Source organism: Arthrobacter sp. NPDC055138 (assembly GCF_053607305.1).
Genome location: NZ_JBSGTH010000001.1, coordinates 865,583 through 883,806, shown reverse-complemented (window position 1 = coordinate 883,806; position 18,224 = coordinate 865,583). Strand labels below are relative to the sequence as shown.

At 67.9% G+C, this 18,224-nt stretch carries 19 protein-coding genes; 9 read left to right on the top strand and 10 right to left on the bottom strand.

The features are described from left to right. Positions 1-53: 53 nt before the first annotated feature. Positions 54-581: a GNAT family N-acetyltransferase gene (locus ACWF5H_RS04265; protein ID WP_452035055.1), complete on the top strand. Its 528-nt coding sequence runs from the start codon at positions 54-56 to the stop codon at positions 579-581. A 19-nt stretch (positions 582-600) separates the two neighbouring features. Further along, the gene (locus ACWF5H_RS04260; protein WP_452035053.1) at positions 601-1,161 is read left to right on the top strand and encodes a HutD/Ves family protein; all 561 of its coding nucleotides are present in this window, start codon (positions 601-603) and stop codon (positions 1,159-1,161) included. A gap of 15 nt (positions 1,162-1,176) precedes the next feature. Here ACWF5H_RS04260 and ACWF5H_RS04255 read toward each other — a convergent pair whose 3' ends face one another. Further along, entirely contained in the window at positions 1,177-1,743 is a 567-nt protein-coding gene (locus ACWF5H_RS04255) for a YceI family protein (RefSeq protein ID WP_452035052.1), read from the bottom strand. Positions 1,744-1,973: 230 nt separating this feature from the next. On the opposite strand from ACWF5H_RS04255, the gene ACWF5H_RS04250 reads away from it, so the two are divergent. Then, positions 1,974-2,444: a pyridoxamine 5'-phosphate oxidase family protein gene (locus ACWF5H_RS04250; RefSeq protein ID WP_364643646.1), complete on the top strand. Its 471-nt coding sequence runs from the start codon at positions 1,974-1,976 to the stop codon at positions 2,442-2,444. A 51-nt stretch (positions 2,445-2,495) separates the two neighbouring features. Here ACWF5H_RS04250 and ACWF5H_RS04245 read toward each other — a convergent pair whose 3' ends face one another. Both ACWF5H_RS04245 and ACWF5H_RS04240 read right to left on the bottom strand, forming a co-directional pair. Then, a complete protein-coding gene (locus ACWF5H_RS04245) occupies positions 2,496-2,927 on the bottom strand; it encodes a YccF domain-containing protein (protein ID WP_452035050.1) in 432 nt (143 codons plus the stop codon). Positions 2,928-3,129: 202 nt separating this feature from the next. Continuing rightward, a complete protein-coding gene (locus ACWF5H_RS04240; RefSeq protein ID WP_452035049.1) occupies positions 3,130-4,848 on the bottom strand; it encodes a DEAD/DEAH box helicase in 1,719 nt (572 codons plus the stop codon). A gap of 238 nt (positions 4,849-5,086) precedes the next feature. On the opposite strand from ACWF5H_RS04240, the gene trmB reads away from it, so the two are divergent. Beyond that, positions 5,087-5,998 (top strand): tRNA (guanosine(46)-N7)-methyltransferase TrmB, encoded by a 912-nt coding sequence (gene trmB, locus ACWF5H_RS04235; protein WP_452035048.1) that lies wholly within the window; start codon positions 5,087-5,089, stop codon positions 5,996-5,998. Between the two features lie 23 nt (positions 5,999-6,021). On the opposite strand, the gene ACWF5H_RS04230 is transcribed toward trmB, so the two are convergent. Then, on the bottom strand, positions 6,022-6,678 hold the full coding sequence (locus ACWF5H_RS04230; protein WP_364643635.1) for an anti-sigma factor family protein: 657 nt from the start codon (positions 6,676-6,678) through the stop codon (positions 6,022-6,024). Beyond that, the gene (locus ACWF5H_RS04225; RefSeq protein ID WP_364643632.1) at positions 6,675-7,172 is read right to left on the bottom strand and encodes a sigma-70 family RNA polymerase sigma factor; all 498 of its coding nucleotides are present in this window, start codon (positions 7,170-7,172) and stop codon (positions 6,675-6,677) included. Before ACWF5H_RS04225 ends, ACWF5H_RS04230 begins: the two co-directional genes overlap by 4 nt. 251 nt (positions 7,173-7,423) lie before the next feature. Between ACWF5H_RS04225 and ACWF5H_RS04220 the strand changes: the two genes are divergently transcribed. Together ACWF5H_RS04220 and ACWF5H_RS04215 are read left to right on the top strand one after the other, a co-directional pair. Next, on the top strand, positions 7,424-7,969 hold the full coding sequence (locus ACWF5H_RS04220; protein ID WP_452035046.1) for a hypothetical protein: 546 nt from the start codon (positions 7,424-7,426) through the stop codon (positions 7,967-7,969). A 211-nt stretch (positions 7,970-8,180) separates the two neighbouring features. Further along, positions 8,181-8,555, top strand: coding sequence for a UPF0758 domain-containing protein (locus ACWF5H_RS04215; RefSeq protein ID WP_452035044.1), 375 nt, complete (start codon positions 8,181-8,183; stop codon positions 8,553-8,555). Here ACWF5H_RS04215 and ACWF5H_RS04210 read toward each other — a convergent pair. The 5 genes from ACWF5H_RS04210 to ACWF5H_RS04190 form a co-directional block, all read right to left on the bottom strand. After that, positions 8,485-8,892: a heat shock protein transcriptional repressor HspR gene (locus ACWF5H_RS04210; RefSeq protein WP_452035352.1), complete on the bottom strand. Its 408-nt coding sequence runs from the start codon at positions 8,890-8,892 to the stop codon at positions 8,485-8,487. The genes ACWF5H_RS04215 and ACWF5H_RS04210 overlap by 71 nt on opposite strands. 80 nt (positions 8,893-8,972) lie before the next feature. Continuing rightward, entirely contained in the window at positions 8,973-9,938 is a 966-nt protein-coding gene (locus ACWF5H_RS04205; protein ID WP_452035042.1) for a DnaJ C-terminal domain-containing protein, read from the bottom strand. A 128-nt stretch (positions 9,939-10,066) separates the two neighbouring features. Further along, entirely contained in the window at positions 10,067-10,738 is a 672-nt protein-coding gene (locus ACWF5H_RS04200) for a nucleotide exchange factor GrpE (protein WP_452035041.1), read from the bottom strand. A 2-nt stretch (positions 10,739-10,740) separates the two neighbouring features. Next, on the bottom strand, positions 10,741-12,609 hold the full coding sequence (dnaK, locus tag ACWF5H_RS04195) for a molecular chaperone DnaK (protein ID WP_364643614.1): 1,869 nt from the start codon (positions 12,607-12,609) through the stop codon (positions 10,741-10,743). Positions 12,610-12,871: 262 nt separating this feature from the next. Next, positions 12,872-15,016 carry an MMPL family transporter gene (locus ACWF5H_RS04190; RefSeq protein WP_452035040.1) on the bottom strand — a complete coding sequence of 715 codons (2,145 nt, stop codon included), beginning with the start codon at positions 15,014-15,016 and terminating at the stop codon, positions 12,872-12,874. Between the two features lie 95 nt (positions 15,017-15,111). Here ACWF5H_RS04190 and ACWF5H_RS04185 point away from each other — a divergent pair, with 95 nt between their 5' ends. Genes ACWF5H_RS04185 through ACWF5H_RS04175 form a run of 3 tightly spaced genes read left to right on the top strand, consistent with a single transcriptional unit; the run spans position 15,112 to position 18,188 of the window. Continuing rightward, the gene (locus tag ACWF5H_RS04185) at positions 15,112-15,693 is read left to right on the top strand and encodes a MarR family winged helix-turn-helix transcriptional regulator (RefSeq protein WP_452035039.1); all 582 of its coding nucleotides are present in this window, start codon (positions 15,112-15,114) and stop codon (positions 15,691-15,693) included. Positions 15,694-15,750: 57 nt separating this feature from the next. Then, positions 15,751-16,557: a class I SAM-dependent methyltransferase gene (locus ACWF5H_RS04180; protein ID WP_452035038.1), complete on the top strand. Its 807-nt coding sequence runs from the start codon at positions 15,751-15,753 to the stop codon at positions 16,555-16,557. Between the two features lie 23 nt (positions 16,558-16,580). Further along, positions 16,581-18,188, top strand: coding sequence for a phytoene desaturase family protein (locus tag ACWF5H_RS04175; protein ID WP_452035037.1), 1,608 nt, complete (start codon positions 16,581-16,583; stop codon positions 18,186-18,188). Positions 18,189-18,224 lie beyond the last annotated feature (36 nt).

Sequence of the window (18,224 nt, the reverse complement as noted above, 5' to 3'; positions counted from 1 at the left end):
CCTAGGCTGTAGGCGGGACGTGCTCAAATATTCTGAACCGAGGTGGGCGGTCAATGGAAACGATGCTGGAAACGGCCCGGTTGCTGCTGAACCAGCCGGCCCCCGGAGACATCGACACCATGTTCCGCATCCTCTCCGACCGGCGCACCACGCGCTTCAACCCTTCGGACGCCCTGCAATGGAATGAGGAAGCCGACGGCCTCTTCCAGCACTGGGAAGCCCAGTGGGAGACCCACGGAGTGGGCTACTTCGCCGTCCGCCTGCCCGGCCGCGAAGAGCCGATCGGTTTCGCCGGGGTTAAGCACGTGTCGTTGTCCGGCCGGCCGGTGCTTAACCTCTATTTCCGCTTTGACCCCGCCATGTGGCACCGAGGTTACGGACGCGAGGCGGTGGCCGCCGTCGTCGTTCATATCAATGAATTCCTGGAACTGCCGCCCGTCCTGGCACTGGTCCATCCGGACAACACCGCCTCCATCCGCATCGTCACGTCGCTGGGCTTCAAACGCAACGCAGCGTCGACCATCAGCGGCCCCGACGGATACCAGGATGCATATGTGCTGAACTGGGACCGGCAGCTTTAGCATCCGGACAAGGAGTCCCATGGAAATCATCCCTGCAGCGTCGCTGAAGGAACAGCGGTGGCGGAACGGCGGCGGGGTGACCCGGGAGGTGGCGGCCGGCGCAGTTGGCGCTGACGGGCTGGCAGCCTGGCGGCTGAGCCTGGCGGACATAGGCGCTGACGGCAGCTTCTCCGAGTTTCCCGGCATGGACCGGATCTTCACCGTGGTGGACGGCGACGTTGCCTTCCTGACCGTGGACGGAACACAGCACCAGATGGAGCGCTTCCGGCCCTTCCGGTTCGACGGCGGCAGCAGCGCCGAATGCAGCCTGCCCACCGGACCGTGCCGTGCGCTGAATGTGATGGCCCGCCGCGGCATCTGGGGCGCGGGACTGTTGATCGTGGAACTCTCCAAAAAGCAGCCGCTGGCCGTTGCCGACGGGCAGTTCCTGGTGCTGCTGCAGGGCCAGGCGCAGGTGACGGCGGACGGCGCGGCCCAACCGCTGAACACCTACGACACCGTGGCCGGCTCGGCGGTTCCCGCGGAGGTCAGCGGGCGCGGCTTCGCGGCGCTGGTCTCGGTATACCCTGCCGGGGACTGAGCAGGATTCCTTGGCTTACTGCCCGGCGGCGGGCTCTACCTTGACGGCTGAGACCTCGAATTCCAACATCACGCGGTCCGAAACCAGCATGCCGCCCGAGTCCAGGGCCGTGTTCCACTTGACCCCGAACTCCTGCCGGTCGATGCGCCGGGAACCCTCGAACCCTGCACGCAGCTGGCCGCCCGGGTCCCGTTCCACGCCGATGAAGTCGATCGGCACGGCCACCTGCTTGGTGACGCCGCGGATGGTGAGGTCGCCGTTCACAATGAAGTTTCCGGCCTCCACCTGGTCGATCCGGGTGCTGACGAACGTGATCTCCGGGTAGTTGGGCGCGTCGAAGAAGTCGTTGGTCCGCAGGTGCTCGTCGCGCTGCGGGCTGCGGGTATCGATGCTGGCAACCTTGATGGTGAGCCTGACCGAGGAATTGGCAGGGTTGTCCACGTCTGCGTGGATGACGCCCTCTATGTCGTTGAACGCTCCCCGGACTTTGGTCACCATAGCGTGGCGGGTGGAAAAACCGATGCGTGTATGCGCCGGATCAAACCGCCACTCGCCGGACAGATCCGAAGTCAGTTCGGACATGGCAGTGCCTCCTCCTCATGGGCACAGGCGCTGCTCCCCCAGTGACTGATCGATTGCGTCTGGCCGTCCCCTTCAGCCGCGTGCGGCTCGTGTGGTAATTCCAACACATAATGGGGAGCAATGCACCACATTGGCGCTGAAATTCCCTGCACGTTCCCGCTGCTGGGCGCCTACCGACGGTGGCGCCCCGGGCCCTGTCCCGGGCAGCCGGGGACCAATACACTGATGCCATGACCACCGCGAACGAAATGCCGTCATCAACCACCCAGTTGCCGGCGGACGATTGCTGGAAATTGTTCCGCAGCGCCGACTTCGGCCGGCTCGGAGTCATTGTCGAGTCCCACCCGGAGATCTTCCCTGTCAATTACGTAGTGGACCACGGAAGCATTGTGTTCCGATCCGCCCCGGGAACCAAGCTCGACGCCGCCCTGGCGAACGAGGTGGTGATGGAAGTGGACGGTTTCAACCCGGACACCAGCGTCGCCTGGAGCGTGGTGGCGCGGGGCAGCGCCCAGCGGATGACCAGCATCGACGACGTGCTGGAATCGGCCCTGCTGCCGCTGTTCCCGTGGCAGTCCGGCGAGAAGAACAATTTCGTCCGCATCGTCCCCTCCGTGGTGACCGGACGGCGGTTTGTGGTGCCGGCATCGGCCCGCCGCGGCCCGGGGCTCAGCGACAGCCACCGGCTCCGAATCGAGTAGGGCGCCGCCGGGCAGGCCGGGGGTTACTTGAGCGCGGGCCGGCCGCGGCGCTCAGCGCCAGTTGGCGGTGCCCGGCTGATAGCCGGCAATGAAACCGCGGAATGTCCGGTCGGTGGAGACAATCTCCTTGCCCAGCGGCGTAAGGGACACCGGAATCATTTTCAGGTTCGCAATCGCCAGCGGTATGCCGATGATGGTGATGGCCTGCGCAATGGCGGTCAACACGTGCCCGATCGCTATCCAGATGCCGGCAACCAGGATCCAGATGATGTTTCCCAGCGTGGACAGGAAGTAGGTGCGTCCGCCTCGGTCCACCACCATGCGCCCGAACGGCCACAACGCGTAGCCCGCAATCCGGAACGACGCGATGCCGAACGGGATGGTCACGATCAGCAGGCAGCAGACGATGCCGGCGAGGAAGTATCCCAAGGCCAGCCAGATGCCGCCGAAGAGCAGCCAGATAATGTTCAGAAGGGCCTTCATCCCACCATTCTGACCGCTGGCGCAGCCGGCCGCCATGCGGGACGCCCCTGAGCTGCCCCTGAACCTTGGTTCCGGCGGCCAAGCCCGTGCCCCCGGCCCGCGCCGGAGCACGACGAAGGCCGCGGAGCGGCCCGTCCAGCTGGAAGGTCGGCCCTGCGGCCTTCGTCAGTGCAGATGGGTCCGGAGCCGGGCCCCGGCTTGGCTAGCTGGTGCGGCGCTTCTCCTGCGACGCCGGAGCCGTTGCGCGGCGCGGTCCACGCCGCGCCGGACGCTCGGCGGCCGGTGTTTCGGAGCGGTACACCGCACGGGTGCCGCCGGCAGCACGCTGCGAACCGCCGGCGGAGCGCTGGGCGCCGCCGGTGCGGCCAGCGCCGGAGCGTGCGCCCGAGCCGGCGCGGCTGCCTCCTGCGGCTGCGGCCTGGCCCTGGCGTCCGCCGGAAGCCGAGTTGCCGGCGGCGCTGCGGTGGCTGCCATGGCTGGGGGCGGCAACGTCCTGCGAGCGGCCGCCGCGATTCTCGCCGCGTGAGGACTGGCGCTGGCCGCCCTCGGACCGACCGCCACGGGCGGCACCGGCCTGCTGGCGGGCTTCGCCGCTGCGGGCTCCGCCACCACTGCGGGAGCCTCCGCCGCTGCGGCCGCTGCCGGTTCGCAGCGCCCGCTTGCGCTGGGCGTTGGCGCCGGTAGAGGTACCGCCGCCGCGCTGGGGCTGCTTCGATGCCTGCTGCTGGGCCCGCAGCTGCGGATCCACCGGTGCCGCGACCTCGCCCACCAGGTTCGCCAACAGCTCCGAGGAGGCGGTGACGCTTTCAAAGGCCACGTCCACTCCGGCGGCCTTCATCAGCTTGCCGACTTCGAGACGCTGTTCCGGCAGCGCCAAGGTCACCACGGTGCCGTCGGAACCGGCGCGGGCGGTACGGCCGGAGCGGTGCAGGTACGCCTTGTGCTCGGTGGGCGGGTCCACGTGGATCACCAGTTCCACCTCGTCCACGTGCACGCCTCGGGCCGCCACATCGGTGGCCACCAGAACGCGCACGTCGCCGCTGGAGAACTCGGCCAGGTTGCGGTCACGGGCGTTCTGCGACAGGTTGCCGTGCAGGTCCACTGCCGGAATGCCGGCAGCCGTGAGGGCCTTGGCCAGCTTGCGGGCGTGGTGCTTGGTGCGGGTGAACAGCACGCGGCGGCCGGTGCCGGCGGCGAGCTTGTTGAGCACCTGCTTTTTTTCCGAAGCGTCGCGGGTCACCAGCACGTGGTGTTCCATCGTGGTGACCGCGGCCTGCGGGTCGTCCACGGAGTGGGTCAGCGGGCTGGACAGGTATCGCTGCACCAGCTTGTCCACGCCGTTGTCCAGCGTGGCGGAGAACAGCATACGCTGGCCGCCGGTGGGCGTGGTGTCCAGCAGCTTCTTCACTACCGGCAGGAAGCCCAGGTCGGCCATATGGTCGGCCTCGTCCAGGACGGTGATTTCCACCGACTCCAGCGTGATGATCTTCTGCTTCATCAAATCTTCAAGCCGGCCGGGGCAGGCAATCACAATGTCGACGCCGGCGCGCAGCGCCTTTTCCTGGCGCTGCTGCGAAACACCGCCGTAGATCACGGTGGTGTTCAGGCCCAGCTCGGTGGCCAGCGGCTCGATGGTGTTGTTCAGCTGCGTGGCCAGCTCGCGGGTCGGCGCCAGCACCAGGCCCAGCGGGCGTCCCGGCTTGCGGAAATGGGCGGCTTCGCGCTCGGCCAACCGGGCCACCAGCGGCAGCGCGAAGGCCAGGGTCTTGCCGGAACCGGTGCGGCCGCGGCCCAGCACGTCGCGACCGGCCAGCGTATCGGGCAGCGTCTCGGTCTGGATCGGGAAGGGGGCTTCAATGCCATCGGCGGCGAGCTTCGAAGCGAGGGGCTTGGGCACGCCAAGGGCAGCAAAAGTAGTCATAATAAAGTGCGAATATCTTCCGGTCAGTGTCCCCGCGGCAGGTCAGCCCAGGGTCGCCGAAGAAAAATCAGACAGTGCCAACCGCCCCGGATCAGCCCGGTCACGTCATCAGACGGAAAAGCGGCGGTGCAAATGAAAGCGTTCATCGACGCAGGAAAACGCGTCAATTGCGTTTTCGAGTACCCCCAGTCTAACAGCACGGCCGGGCCGCACCCGCACTGGCGATACGCTGGTAGGGATGACCAGCAACTCCCCCACCCCTGATTCTTCCGCGTACGACGACGGTGCGCGCCTCGCGCCGCCCGTCCACCTGGCCCAGCCGGTCAGCTTTGTGCGCCGCGGCTCGCGGCTGCAGGGCCGCCGCCAGCAGGCCTGGGACGACTACGCCCCGAGGTTCGCCGTCGACCTCCCCCGGGACGGCGGCGACACCACCGTGGACCCGGACTACGTCTTCGATGCGGCGGCTGCCTTCGGGCGCACCGCCCCGCTGGTGGTGGAGATCGGTTCCGGCCTGGGCGAGGCCGTTTGCCACGCCGCCGAGCAGTCTCCGGAACGGGACTTCCTGGCCCTGGAGGTCTACCGTCCCGGACTGGCGCAGACCCTGCTGCGGATCGGCCAGCGGGACCTGGCCAACGTCCGCGTCGCCCAGGTCAACGCACCGGATGCCCTGGCCACCATGCTGCCGGAGTCTTCGCTGTCTGAACTCTGGGTCTTTTTCCCCGACCCGTGGCACAAGACCCGCCACCACAAGCGCCGGCTGGTGCAGGAAAGCTTCGTGGAGCTCGCGGCGCGCGTGCTGCAGCCCGGCGGGGTCTGGCGGCTGGCCACTGACTGGTCCGACTACGCCATGCAGATGCGCCGGGTCGTGGATGCCTCGCCGGACTTCAGCAATCTGCACGCCGGCGAGCGCACCGGCGCCGACAGCCCGTTGACCCAGGTCTGGGAGAGCGGTGTCGAAGGGGTCGTCGGCGGCGCGCCGGTCCGCGAGGGCAAGGTCCCGGTCAGCACCGGCAACGCCAGCACCGGTGAAGGAATGGACGAGCTGGGCGGCTGGGCACCCCGCTTCGACGGCCGGACCATGACCAGCTTCGAGCAGAAGGCGCACGACGCGGGACGGATGATCTTCGACCTGGCCTACCGCAGGAACTGAGTCCGTTCCGGCAAAGAACGGACTCAGTTGGTGGTCACTGCCGCCAGCGTGGCATCCGCGTCGTTGCGCAGTTCCACCATGGCGATCTCTTCGGTGTCCATGGCGCAGGATGCGGTGAGGGTGGCCCGGCCGGCCGGTGTGGCCTGCCAGGAAGCCACTTGGTAGGTGTACCCGGATTTGCCGGTTACCCACAGGGTCAGGATGCCGTCCTGGGGCAGCTTCTCCCCGGCCACGTCCATCTCCGTTCCCCAGGTCTTGGGCACCAGGGCCAGCTCAACCTGCAGGCCGCCGTCGGCAGTCATGGTGTAAGTATCCGACGGCGCCTGCTGCTGCTGGGCCAGCAGCGGCCCGACCGATGCCCCGGCCACCAGGCACACCCCCGCCACTGCAGCCACCAGCCCGGTCCACCGGCGTCGTTCCTTCCGGCGCCGCAGGGCCAGTTCATCGACGAGTTCGCGGGTGCGTTCCTCGAGTTCGTGCGGCGGCGGGGACTCCAGTTCCAGCGCCGCGTCGCGCGGCAGCGCATCCAGCAGATCCGGCAGCGAGTCCAGTTCGGCGGCGTCACGCCGGCACTCCAGGCAGTCCGCCAGATGCTCTTCGAACGCCGCCCGCTCATGACGGTCCAGCCCGCCCAGGATATAGAGACCGAGCAGTTGGTGCTGTTCCTCGCTGGTGTTCACGGCTGACCCACCCCCATCTCATCCAGTACCGACCGCAGGGCCTTCGCCGCGTAAAACGCCCGCGACTTCACGGTGCCCAGCGGAATGCCCAGCGACTGAGCGGCCTCGGCAGCGGTGAGCCGCTGGTAGTGCAGGGCCAAAATGATGTTGCGGTGGTCCGTACTTATTCGTGCCAGGGCTTCCTCCATGACTACGCGCAGCAAGAGCCGATCAAACTGGTCTTCTTCAACGGCGGGCTCGTCCTCGCCCCAACCGGTCTCCTCCGGCCGCCGGCTGCGGCGCCGGTATCCGTCGATGATGACGCGCCGGGCAGTCTGGTAGAGGTAGCCGCGCATGTTCTCCGTTTCCGGGCCGCGCTTCCACACCCGCAGGATCGTTTCCTGGACAACGTCCTCCACTTGGTCCGCGTTGGAGGTGGCGGCGCGCACGAACCGCCGCAGTGCCGGAGCATGCTCGCGGTAGAGGCGGGCCACAGCCTCGTCATCGAGTGACACGGCCGCCTCCTCCCCTGCCGGGAACCCGCCCTGTCGGTCACCGGCGTCGCCGGTGCCGTCCGGGCCCTTCTACCCAGTACGACGACGGCGGCGGCCTTCCGGTTCAGCCGCGCCCACAATCTCCCGCGCCAAAAATCTCATTTGCGCGGCGTTGAACCATTGTGGGCGCCTGCGCCGTCTTTTCCAATAGCGGGTCGCGCCCCGCGGCACCGCACCCCGGGCAGCACCCGGGAGACGGCAAAGGAACCCACATGAAAATCACACAGACAGCCCGGGCCGCCCTGCTGGTCGCTGGCATGCTGGTCCTGGCCGGTTGCGGCGGCGGCTCCGGCACGCAGGCGCCCGCCACGACACAAGCGCCGCCGGCGAGCGAATCCGGAATGGCCACAGAATCGTCGGCACCCCAGATGTCGGAGGGCGGGCAGTCCGGCGGCGAAATGGCCGGCACTACCGACACGCTGGCCACCTCGGACACCAACCTCGGCAAAATCGTCGTGGACGGGGCCGGCATGACCGTCTACTACTTCACCAAAGACGTTCCCGACTCGGGCAAGAGCGCTTGCACTGGCGATTGCTTGGCAGCGTGGCCGCCGGTGCTGGCCGAGACAGCGCCGAAACTCGACGGGGTTACCGCCAAAGTGGGGCTTATCGACACTCCCGACGGGAAGCACCAAGTCACCCTCAACGGCATGCCCATCTACTACTGGGCCCAGGACAACGCCCCCGGCGACACCACCGGACAGGACGTCAACGAGGTCTGGTACGTGGTTGCCCCCAACGGAGACATGATCAAGTAATCCGCGCCACCATCCGCCCGCAGCTGCCCGGTTTGGGGCAGGGTAGCTGTGGGTTCCCTTCCCTCGGCCCGTCCGCCTGCGCTCCCCGCTCCGTGCCGGGGCAGGCCCAGCCGGGGCAGTCTGCCTCCACAGGCGCGGATCGGGAAACGGATGTGCACATTCACCAGGCGCGGGCCGGTTGGCAGGGCGGCCGCGGTCTTACCGTGAAGCCATGAACAGCCATACCAGCATTGCCGAGATGCCCGAAGAAGACCGGCCGCGCGAGCGCCTTGCCCGATTCGGAATGCGCCGACTGCGCGACGCCGAAGTCATGGCGCTGGTGGTCGGCTCCGGATCGCGGACGGCCAGCAGCATCGAACTGGCGCACGTGGTCCTGAAGAAACTGGGAGGTCCAGCCGGGCTGCGGCAGGCCTCGGTCGAGGATCTGCTGGCCGTCCCGGGGGTGGGCGGGGCGCTGGCCGCCCGGATTGCCGGAGCCATGGAACTGGCGCGACGGGCGGCCGCCCGCGAGCGGATCAGCGCTGCGGGCGCCAAACCACCATCGCCTGGCTGCGCGGACGAGGCCGCTGGCCGCGGACCAGACTGACCACGTCGCCGGCCAGCCCCGCGGCGAACACGCGGCTGGAGTCGGTGCGGCGCTGCCTGGCCATCAGCTCCTCGGACAGGTCCTGGACCTGGGCCCGCAGGGCTGCGACCTCGTTCTGAAGCTGGAGGATCCGCTTGATCCCTTCCAGCGAGACGCCTTCCTGGGACAGCCGCTGAACTTCGCGCAGCGTGTTCACATCCTGCTGTGAGTAGCGGCGCTGCCTGCCCCGCTGGCGCGATGGGGAGACAAGGCCGAGGCGGTCGTACTGGCGCAGGGTCTGCGGGTGCATGTCGGCCAGTTCGGCGGCCACCGAAATCACGAAAATCGGCGCATTCATATCTATACCCACGGTGCTCTCCCTCCTGCGCTCTGCGCGTTAGCCGCCCGGCCCTTCCGGTCTGCTAGAACTCCGACCCGCTACAACCGTGCCTTCGCGGCAAGGTTGCCGCGCGGATCGGAACCGGCGGTCGCCGCCGCGAAGGCGTTGACCGCGTCTTCGGCCTCCTTGCCAAGATTCTGCGGAACCACCACGTCGATGGTGACCAGCAAGTCGCCGGTGTTCTTTGCGGTCTTCACTCCGCGCCCCTTCACGCGCAGCGTCCGACCGGACGGCGTTCCGGCCGGGACCTTGACCTTGACGAATTCACCGGCCAGCGTGGGCACTTCGATCTGAGCCCCCAGCGCGGCCTCCGGGAAGGTCACCGGGACGTGGATCCGGATGTTGTCGCCGTCGCGCTGGAAAAAGGCGTGTGGCTTGACGTTGACGGTCACCATCAGGTCGCCTGCACCGGCCGGACCCGGCTGGCCCTTGCCGCGGACGCGGACCTTCTGCCCATCCTTAATGCCGGCGGGGATCCGCACGTCGATGGCTTCGCCGCTGGGCTCGCGCAATCCGATGGTGGTGCCGTTGATGGAACCGGCAAAGGAAATGCTGGTGCTCGCGGTGCGGTCCGCACCCTTGCGCGGCGCCTGCTGCTGGTAGCCGCCGAAACCGCCGAACAGGTCTGCGAACTCCGGCGGAACGTTGCCCGGGGAGCTGGTGCGGGTGCGGGCGCCTTGGCCGAACAGGTTGCCGAAAATGTCCTCGAAGCCGCCGGCGCCCGGCCCGCCGGCTCCGCCCGGGCCTCCGGCGCTGAAGCGGGCGCCGCTGCCCATCGCCCGGATCGCGTCGTATTGTTCGCGTTCCTCCGGGTCGGACAGCACGGAGTATGCCTCGGAGACGTCCTTGAACTTCTTCTCCGACGCGGCGTCGCCCGAGTTGGTGTCCGGATGGTGCGTCCGGGCGAGTTTGCGGTACGCCTTCTTGATGTCGGCGTCGGACGCATCTTTGGAGACACCGAGGATCTTGTAGAAGTCTTTCTCGACCCAGTCCTGGCTAGCCATGCAGGCGCCTCCTTTCAGTTTCACAAAAGTCTATGGGCCTTCCGGCCCGGACGATGACGGGTTGGCCTCCGGCGGACCGGAAACCAACCCGTCATCTGTTCTGTAGCGTCATGGCACCCTGGCGGGCGTCATTCAGCCGGTACAGCCACTACTACCTGGGCGGCGCGCAGCACGCGGTCGCCCGACTTGTAGCCCAGGCGCAGGATCTGGCTGACCGAGTCCACTTCCACCTCTGCGTCGGGCTGCTGCATCAAGGCCTCGTGGATGTTCGGGTCGAACTCCACACCGGTCTCCTCGATACGGGTCAGGCCGTAGGTCTTGAGCACGCCGTCCAGCTTGGTGGCAATGGCCGCGAACGGGCCGTCGGCGAGGTCGCCGTGCTGGCGTGCCGCATCGATGTCATCCAGGACCGGAAGCAGCGAGTTCAGCACCCCGATGACAGCCATTTCGCCGGCCACCGCACGGTCGCGTTCCACCCGCTTGCGGTAGTTCACGTACTCGGCTTGCAGCCGGAGCAGGTCGTTCTTGAGCTCCTCGGCTTCCTGCGACGTGGTGCCCTGGGCGACGGATTCCCCCGCCGGGACCTCGGCCCCGTTGAGGATCTCCTCCGCCTGGGCCAGCGCATCCGCGTCCGCACCCTGACCGGCTGCGGGAGTCTCTCCGGCAGCCGGGTCCGGATTGCCGTTGCCGGCATCGGCAGCCGGTCCGCGGACCTTTCCGGTCTCCGGATCGACCTTGCGGTTGTCCCGGAAGTTCACCGGCTCAGACTGGCGTTCTTCTTCGTTACCGTTTTCCGCCATGGTTACTTCTTCTCGTCTTCTTCGTCGACCACTTCGGCGTCCACGATGTCCTCGTCGGCGCCGGCCTCGGAGGCACCCTCACCGGCGGGAGCCCCGTCGGCACCGGCTGCGCCCGACTGGGCCTGCGAGTAGATGGCCTCGCCCAGCTTGGTCTGGGATGTCTGCAGCTTCTCGAACGCGGCCTTGACCTCGTCGTCGTTGTCCTGCTTTTCCAGGGCGGACTTCAGGGCGTCGACGTCGGCCTTGACCTCGGTCTTGACCTCTTCCGGCAGCTTGTCGTCGTTGTCGGCGAGCAGCTTGTCAACGGAGTAGGCCAACTGCTCGGCCGAGTTGCGGACGTCGGCGGCCTCGCGGCGCTTCTTGTCTTCGGCGGCGTGCTCTTCAGCTTCGCGGACCATGCGGTCGATGTCGTCCTTGGACAGCGCGGTGCCGCCGGTGATGGTCATCGACTGCTCGGCCCCGGTGCCCTTGTCCTTGGCGGAGACGTGCACAATGCCGTTGGCGTCGATGTCGAAGGTGACCTCGACCTGAGGCACTCCGCGCGGAGCCGGGGCGATGCCGGTCAGCTCGAAGGTGCCCAGCGGCTTGTTGTCGCGGGTGAACTCGCGCTCGCCCTGGAAGACCTGGATGGCCACGGACGGCTGGTTGTCGTCCGCCGTCGTGAAGGTCTCGGACCGCTTGGTCGGGATCGCCGTGTTGCGCTCGATCAGGTGCGTCATGATGCCGCCCTTGGTCTCGATGCCCAGCGACAGCGGGGTGACGTCGATCAGCAGCACGTCCTTGCGCTCGCCCTTCAGGACGCCGGCCTGGAGGGCTGCACCCACGGCCACGACCTCGTCCGGGTTCACGCCCTTGTTCGGCTCCTTGCCGCCGGCCATTTCCTTGACCAGGTCAACCACGGCCGGCATGCGGGTGGAGCCGCCCACCAGGACGATGTGGTCGATGTCGGAAACCTTGATGCCGGCTTCCTTGATCACGTCGTGGAAAGGCTTCTTGGTCCGGTCCAGCAGGTCCTTGGTCAGGTCCTGGAACTTCGCACGGCTGAGGTGCTCGTCCAGGTGCACCGGGCCCTCCGGGGTGACCGAGAGGTACTGCAGCGAGATGTTGGTGGAGGAGGCCGAGGAGAGTTCCTTCTTGGCCTGCTCGGCTGCCTCCTTCAGGCGCTGCAAGGCGATCTTGTCCTTGGACAGGTCTGCACCCTTGGCCTTGGCCTGCTGCAGCAGGAAGTCCACTACGCGCTGGTCCCAGTCGTCGCCGCCGAGGCGGTTGTCGCCCGAGGTGGCGCGGACCTGGATGGTGGAGAAGTCGTCCTCGTCCTTGCCGACTTCCAGCAGGGACACATCGAAGGTGCCGCCGCCGAGGTCGAAGACCAGGATGAGTTCGTCTTCCTTGCCCTTGTCCAGACCGTAGGCCAGCGCGGCGGCGGTCGGCTCGTTGACAATGCGCAGGACGTTCAGGCCGGCAATTTCGCCGGCTTCCTTGGTGGACTGGCGCTCGGCGTCGTTGAAGTACGCCGGCACGGTGATCACCGCGTCGGTGACCTTCTCACCCAGGTAGGACTCGGCGTCGTGCTTGAGCTTCTGCAGCACACGGGCGGAGATTTCCTGAGCGGTGTAGTTCTTGCCGTCGATCTCCACCTTCCAGTCGGTGCCCATGTGGCGCTTGACCGAGGAGATGGTGCGCTCAATGTTGTTCACGGCCTGGCGCTTGGCGATCTCGCCAACCAGCACCTCGCCGGACTTGGAAAAAGCGACAACGGACGGAGTGGTGCGGCCACCCTCGGCGTTGGCAATGACGGTGGGTTCGCCACCTTCCAGAACAGAAACAACGGAGTTGGTGGTTCCGAGGTCGATACCTACTGCACGAGACATACGCGTGTCCTTCCTTTGCGGCCGCTGCGGCGGCCTTGTTCACTGTGGCGGCCCGGCCGTCGGGGCTGAACCGACGGCTGCCGCCGGGGAACGGCGGCTGTTGAGCCTTCTGCACTCAAGTTTACTCGCACCCATGGCTTTGTCAACCAAGTTGAGCGCATCTCGCTCAACTTTGCGGATTCGACGTGGGACGACGACGGCGGGGGCGCTGGTGGTTCCCCTCGCCCCCGCCGTGGATCAGCGGCCCGCCGCCGCGCCGGTCTCAGTCCGCGGTGTGTCCGCTGCCCGCTCCCACCAGTTCGCGCTCCCGCGACTCTTTCCGGGCGAGCTTGGACGGCCACCAAATGTTCGGCCCAATGTCGTACGACAGCGCCGGGATCAGCAGCGAGCGAACCAGCACCGTGTCCAGCAGGACGCCGAAGGCCACGATGAACGCGAGCTGGCCCAGGAACAGAATCGGGATGACGCCGAGGGCGGCAAAGGTAGCAGCCAGCACCACGCCGGCCGAGGTAATCACGCCACCCGTGGAGCCGAGGCCGCGCAGGATGCCTGGCCGGGTGCCCAGCCGGAGCGATTCTTCCCGCACGCGGGTCATCAGGAAGATGTTGTAGTCGATCCCCAGCGCCACCAGGAAGACGAAGCCGTACAGCGGCACCGTGGCATCCGCGCCTGGGAACCCGAAGACATGGTTGAAGACCAGCGCGGAGACGCCCAGCGCAGTCAGGTAGGACAGCGCCACGGACAGGATCAGCAGCACCGGCGCCAAGATGGAGCGCAGCAGCAAGATCAGGATGAGCAGGATGACGCCGAGCACCATCGGGGTGATCTTCAGCAGGTCGGCCTGAGCCGTGACGTTCGTGTCCAGCGCGACCGCCGTGACGCCGCCGACCAAGGCCTGCGGATCGGCCACGTCCAGCGCGGTGCGCAGGTCGGCAACAGTGGCCTCGGCCGCGTCGGAGTCCGGCACATCCTCCAGCGTCGCATTGATCATCACCCGGCCGTCAAGCTCCACCACCTGGTCGTCACGGGTGAAGAACTCGGCGGAGGCGACCCCGTCCTCGCCGCGGACCACCTCCAGCACCTGGTCCCGCTTGCCGCTGTCGGCGACGACGACTGCCGGGCTGCCGGCGCCGGCGTCGAAATGCCGGACCAGGGCGTCCTGCCCGTCCGCTGAATCCGTCTTCACCAGGACCAGCTCCGACTGCGGGACACCGTGGGCCTGCAGTTGCAGCACACCCATCGCCCCGGCGACCAACAGCAGCACCGAAACCATCCAGGTGGCCCGGGGCCTGCGGGCCACCAGGTTGGCCACCCGGAGCCACAACCCGCGCATGCCCTCGGTGCCGGCCACCACGTTTTCGGACCGGGCCACGTGGGCGTGGTGCCCCGGGCGGGGCACGATGGGCCAAAAGGCGCTGCGGCCGGTCAACAGCAGGACCGCAGGGAGGAACGTCAGCGCCGCCAGCACCGCGAACACAATGCCGATGGCGGCGATCGGCCCCAGGCTTCGGTTGGAGTTCAGGTCGGAGAACAGCAGGCACAGCAGCGCCAGGATCACGGTGGCTCCGGAAGCGGCAATCGGTTCGACCGCGCCCCGGTAGGCGGTCTTCATCGCTGCCCACTTCGACTCCTGTTCCCCCAGCGCTTCGCGGTATCGGGCCGTCAGCAGCAACGCGTAGTCGGTGGCGGCGCCGATCACCAGGATGGACAGGATGCCTTGGCTCTGGCCGCTGAGCTGGATCCAACCCTGCAGGGCAAACCAGTACACCACCAGGATGGCCGCACAGAGCGCGAACACGGAGGTCAGCAGCACCAGGAACGGCAGCAGGAGGGCACGGTAGACCAGCAACAGGATCACGAACACGGCACCCAGCGCCACGCCCAGCAGCAATCCGTCGATGCCGCCGAAGGCCTCCACCAGATCGGCGATAAATCCGGCCGGGCCGGTCACATAGCCGGTGGCGGATTCCGGAAGCTCGGCCGCCAGCACCGCGCGCAGGTCGGTGACCACTTCGCCGGCATCCAGGTCCTCCTGCACCGGGACAATGAACTGCACCGCCTGGAAGTCCTCGGACGGGATCGGCCCCACCACCTGATTCGCACCGCCGCGCTCCAGCCCGGCCGCCTCCGCCAACTGCCCGGCCAGCGGGGCATAGTCCGCCAGCTGCTGCGGCTGGATCGGCTCGTCGAATTCGACGACGGCGATGGCCGGCACCGCATCAGAGTCGCGGAAGCGCTCCTGCCATTCGCCTGCGCTGGTGGACTCGGCGCTGGCCGGCAGGAACCCGGCCTGGTCGTTGGTGGAGACGTCGGAGAGCTTGCCGAAGGTCGGCCCACCGAGGCCGGCGGCAGCCAACCAGGCGACCACCACCAAGGCGGGGAGGAGCATTCTGAGCCAGCGGGCCATGGCGATCGATCCTTCGGAATCTAGGCGGCGGAAAACAAACTCCACTATAGAGTAGTTCCACCTTAGAGATAAACCCTGAGTGAACTATCCTGTTGATGGAATTGATCGAAGGGAGGGTGCCCGTGGAACAACGCGCGGACCGGCTGATGCTGCTGTTGCAGCAGTTCGTCGTTGAAAGCGAGCGCTACGTTGAGGCGGTCAGCGAACGGGATGCCCTGCACCGCACCGACCTCAACGCCCTCGCGGCCATGGTCCGGGCCGCCGCGGCCGGCCGGACCGTTACTCCCGGCCTGCTGCGGACCGAACTCCACCTCAGTTCTCCCGCTACCACCGCCTTGGTCGACCGGCTGGACCGCTCCGGGCACGTCAATCGGACGCGCAGCGATACTGACCGCCGCAAGGTGCATCTGGAGCTGACGGACAAGGCCCGCGCCACCGGCGGCGCGATGTTTGCCCCGCTGGCCCGAAACATCGGCCAGGTGCTGGAAGGCTACCCGGCGGAGGACCGCCAGCGGCTTGCGGGCTTCCTGGCCGACATCATCACTGCAACATCGGCCGCCTGCGTGGAGGTCGCCGGCCGCGACGGGACCGCGGACGGCGACGGTCCCCCAGCCGCCGACAACACGGGCCCAGCCGGCGGCCGGGAGCCGACCGGGCCCCCCGGCGTCGACCAATAGCGCAACATTCCGGCACGGCGGCTACGTGCCCGCAGGGGCGCAGAGTAGTCTCCCACTATGAAGGACGAGGTCTACTCCCACGGCCACCACAAGAGCGTGGTCAACGCCCATGCGATCCGCACCGCAGAGGACTGCGCAGCCTATCTTCTGCCCGAACTCAAGCCCGGCATGATGTTGCTGGACGTGGGCTGCGGCCCCGGCAGCATTACCGTTGATTTGGCAGAACGGGTGGCGCCCGGGCAGGTTATCGGCCTGGACCGGTCCGACGATGTACTGACCCAGGCGGCCGAACTCGCGGCGCTGCGCGGCATCGAGAACGCCACGTTCGTCAGCGGCAACATCTACGACCTTGAGTTCGACGACGACACGTTCGACGTAGTGCACGCCCACCAGGTCCTGCAGCACCTGACGGATCCCGTGGCCGCACTGTATGAGATGCGGCGGGTGGTCAAGCCCGGCGGCATCGTGGCGGTTCGGGACGCCGATTTCCACGGCATGAGCTGGTACCCCGAACTGCCGGAGCTCACCGACTGGATGGACACCTACCAGCAGATTGCCCGGGGCAACCGCGCAGAGCCGGACGCCGGCCGGCACCTGATTTCCTGGGCGCAGGCCGCGGGCTTCCGCGAGATCACGCCGTCGTCGTCCAATTGGCTGTACGCCACCGAAGAGCAGCGCCGCTGGCAGGGCGATGTATGGTCCGAGCGCGTCCTGCACTCGGCCTACGCGGAACAGTCCCTGGCACGCGGGCTGCTGGACCAGGCCGGGCTGGAGCGGATCGCGCAGGGCTGGCGGGCCTGGGCGGACGCCCCGGACGCCTGGTTCCTGATTCCCAACGGCGAGATCCTGGCCCGCAAGCCCTGACCCGGAAGAGGGAACCGGCAGACATGCGCGGACAGTATGACGTAGTGGTCATCGGCGGCGGCCACAACGGCTTGGTCGCCGCCGCCTATCTGGCCCGCGCCGGGCAGAGCGTGCTGGTGCTTGAGCGTGAAGACCGGCTCGGCGGGGCCGCCGTCTCGGCGGAAGTCTTTCCCGGCACCGGGGCCCGCATCTCGCGCTACTCCTATCTCGTCAGCCTGCTGCCGCGGCGCATCATCGAGGACCTGGAACTGGACCTGCGGCTGCTGCGCCGCCGCTACTCGTCCTACACCCCGCTGCCGGGCACGTCCACCGGGCTGCTGGTGGACAACCACGACCCGGAGGCGACCCGCTCGTCCTTCGGCGCCGTGGGCGCCGCGGCAGACTTCGGCCCGTTCACCGAGTTCTACCGGCGCACCGGCAGGCTGGCCCAGGCAGTGTGGCCAACGGTCACCGACCCGCTGCCCCGCCGCTCCGACCTGCGCCGCCGGCTGGGCGATGACGAGTCCTGGAACGACTTCATCGAAACGCCGATCGGCGACGTCCTGGAACGCAGTTTTTCCTCGGACCTGGTCCGCGGCGTGGTCCTCACCGACGCGCTGATCAGCACGTTTGCCAGCGCCAACGACAGCGACCTGCAGCAGAACAAATGCTTCCTCTACCACGTGATCGGCGGCGGCACCGGCGACTGGGACGTACCCGAAGGCGGCATGGGCGCCGTCACCGACGCACTGGAAACGGCCGCCCGCAGGGCCGGTGCCGAACTGCGCACCTCGGCGGAGGCCAGCTCCGTAACGCCGGGAGGAGAGGTGCGGTACGACGCCGGCGGGACCGACGTCGTCGTCTCCGCGAAGCGGGTCCTCGCCAATGTCTCGCCCGCGGTCCTCAACGGACTGCTGGCCGCCGCCGGCGCGGAACCGGCCACGCGGCCCGGTCCCCCGCCGGAGGGAGCGCAGGCCAAAGTGAACCTGTTGTTGTCCCGGTTGCCGAAGCTGCGGGAGGGCGCAGTGGCGCCGAACGCGGCCTTCGGCGGAACCTTCCATATCAACGAGTTGTACTCACAGCTGGAGCGGGCCTTTGCGGAAGGCGCCGCCGGACGGATCCCGGATCCGCTGCCCGCCGAAATCTACTGCCATTCCCTCACCGACCCGTCCATCCTGTCGCCTGGGCTGCAGGCGTCCGGCGCCCAGACTCTCACCGTGTTCACGCTGCAGACCCCGCACCGGCTGCTCACCGAGGAGAACAACGACGCGACCCGTGCCCGGCTGCAGCAGGCCGTGTTGGACTCGCTCAACTCGGTGCTCGCCGAGCCGATCGAAGACTGCATCCTGCGCGATGGCCGCGGAGAGCCGTGCATCGAAACCAAGACCACGCTCGATCTTGAGCATGCGCTGAACCTGACCGGCGGGAGCATTTTCCACGGCCCGCTCGACTGGCCGTTCGCCGAAGACGACGAGCCGCTGGACACCCCGGCGCGGCGCTGGGGCGTGGCCACGGCCCATGAACGGATCCTGCTATGTGGAGCCGGCGCCCGCCGCGGCGGCGGCGTCAGCGGCCTCGGCGGCCACAACGCGGCGATGGCCGTGCTGGAGACGGGCAGGCCGGAAACGGGTGGGCCGGAAGCTGGCGCGTAACCTCGTCGAGCCCCTGAGCGGGTTGTGCCGGCCTGC

Excerpts from the sequence above, each read along its gene's own strand:
- ACWF5H_RS04265 (WP_452035055.1), top strand. The coding sequence starts at position 54 with ATGGAAACGATGCTGGAAACGGCCCGGTTGCTGCTGAACCAGCCGGCC.
- ACWF5H_RS04260 (WP_452035053.1), top strand. The coding sequence starts at position 601 with ATGGAAATCATCCCTGCAGCGTCGCTGAAGGAACAGCGGTGGCGGAAC.
- ACWF5H_RS04255 (WP_452035052.1), bottom strand. The coding sequence starts at position 1,743 with ATGTCCGAACTGACTTCGGATCTGTCCGGCGAGTGGCGGTTTGATCCG.
- ACWF5H_RS04250 (WP_364643646.1), top strand. The coding sequence starts at position 1,974 with ATGACCACCGCGAACGAAATGCCGTCATCAACCACCCAGTTGCCGGCG.
- ACWF5H_RS04245 (WP_452035050.1), bottom strand. The coding sequence starts at position 2,927 with ATGAAGGCCCTTCTGAACATTATCTGGCTGCTCTTCGGCGGCATCTGG.
- ACWF5H_RS04240 (WP_452035049.1), bottom strand. The coding sequence starts at position 4,848 with ATGACTACTTTTGCTGCCCTTGGCGTGCCCAAGCCCCTCGCTTCGAAG.
- trmB (WP_452035048.1), top strand. The coding sequence starts at position 5,087 with ATGACCAGCAACTCCCCCACCCCTGATTCTTCCGCGTACGACGACGGT.
- ACWF5H_RS04220 (WP_452035046.1), top strand. The coding sequence starts at position 7,424 with ATGAAAATCACACAGACAGCCCGGGCCGCCCTGCTGGTCGCTGGCATG.
- ACWF5H_RS04215 (WP_452035044.1), top strand. The coding sequence starts at position 8,181 with ATGAACAGCCATACCAGCATTGCCGAGATGCCCGAAGAAGACCGGCCG.
- ACWF5H_RS04210 (WP_452035352.1), bottom strand. The coding sequence starts at position 8,892 with ATGAATGCGCCGATTTTCGTGATTTCGGTGGCCGCCGAACTGGCCGAC.
- ACWF5H_RS04205 (WP_452035042.1), bottom strand. The coding sequence starts at position 9,938 with ATGGCTAGCCAGGACTGGGTCGAGAAAGACTTCTACAAGATCCTCGGT.
- ACWF5H_RS04200 (WP_452035041.1), bottom strand. The coding sequence starts at position 10,738 with ATGGCGGAAAACGGTAACGAAGAAGAACGCCAGTCTGAGCCGGTGAAC.
- dnaK (WP_364643614.1), bottom strand. The coding sequence starts at position 12,609 with ATGTCTCGTGCAGTAGGTATCGACCTCGGAACCACCAACTCCGTTGTT.
- ACWF5H_RS04190 (WP_452035040.1), bottom strand. The coding sequence starts at position 15,016 with ATGGCCCGCTGGCTCAGAATGCTCCTCCCCGCCTTGGTGGTGGTCGCC.
- ACWF5H_RS04185 (WP_452035039.1), top strand. The coding sequence starts at position 15,112 with ATGGAATTGATCGAAGGGAGGGTGCCCGTGGAACAACGCGCGGACCGG.
- ACWF5H_RS04180 (WP_452035038.1), top strand. The coding sequence starts at position 15,751 with ATGAAGGACGAGGTCTACTCCCACGGCCACCACAAGAGCGTGGTCAAC.
- ACWF5H_RS04175 (WP_452035037.1), top strand. The coding sequence starts at position 16,581 with ATGCGCGGACAGTATGACGTAGTGGTCATCGGCGGCGGCCACAACGGC.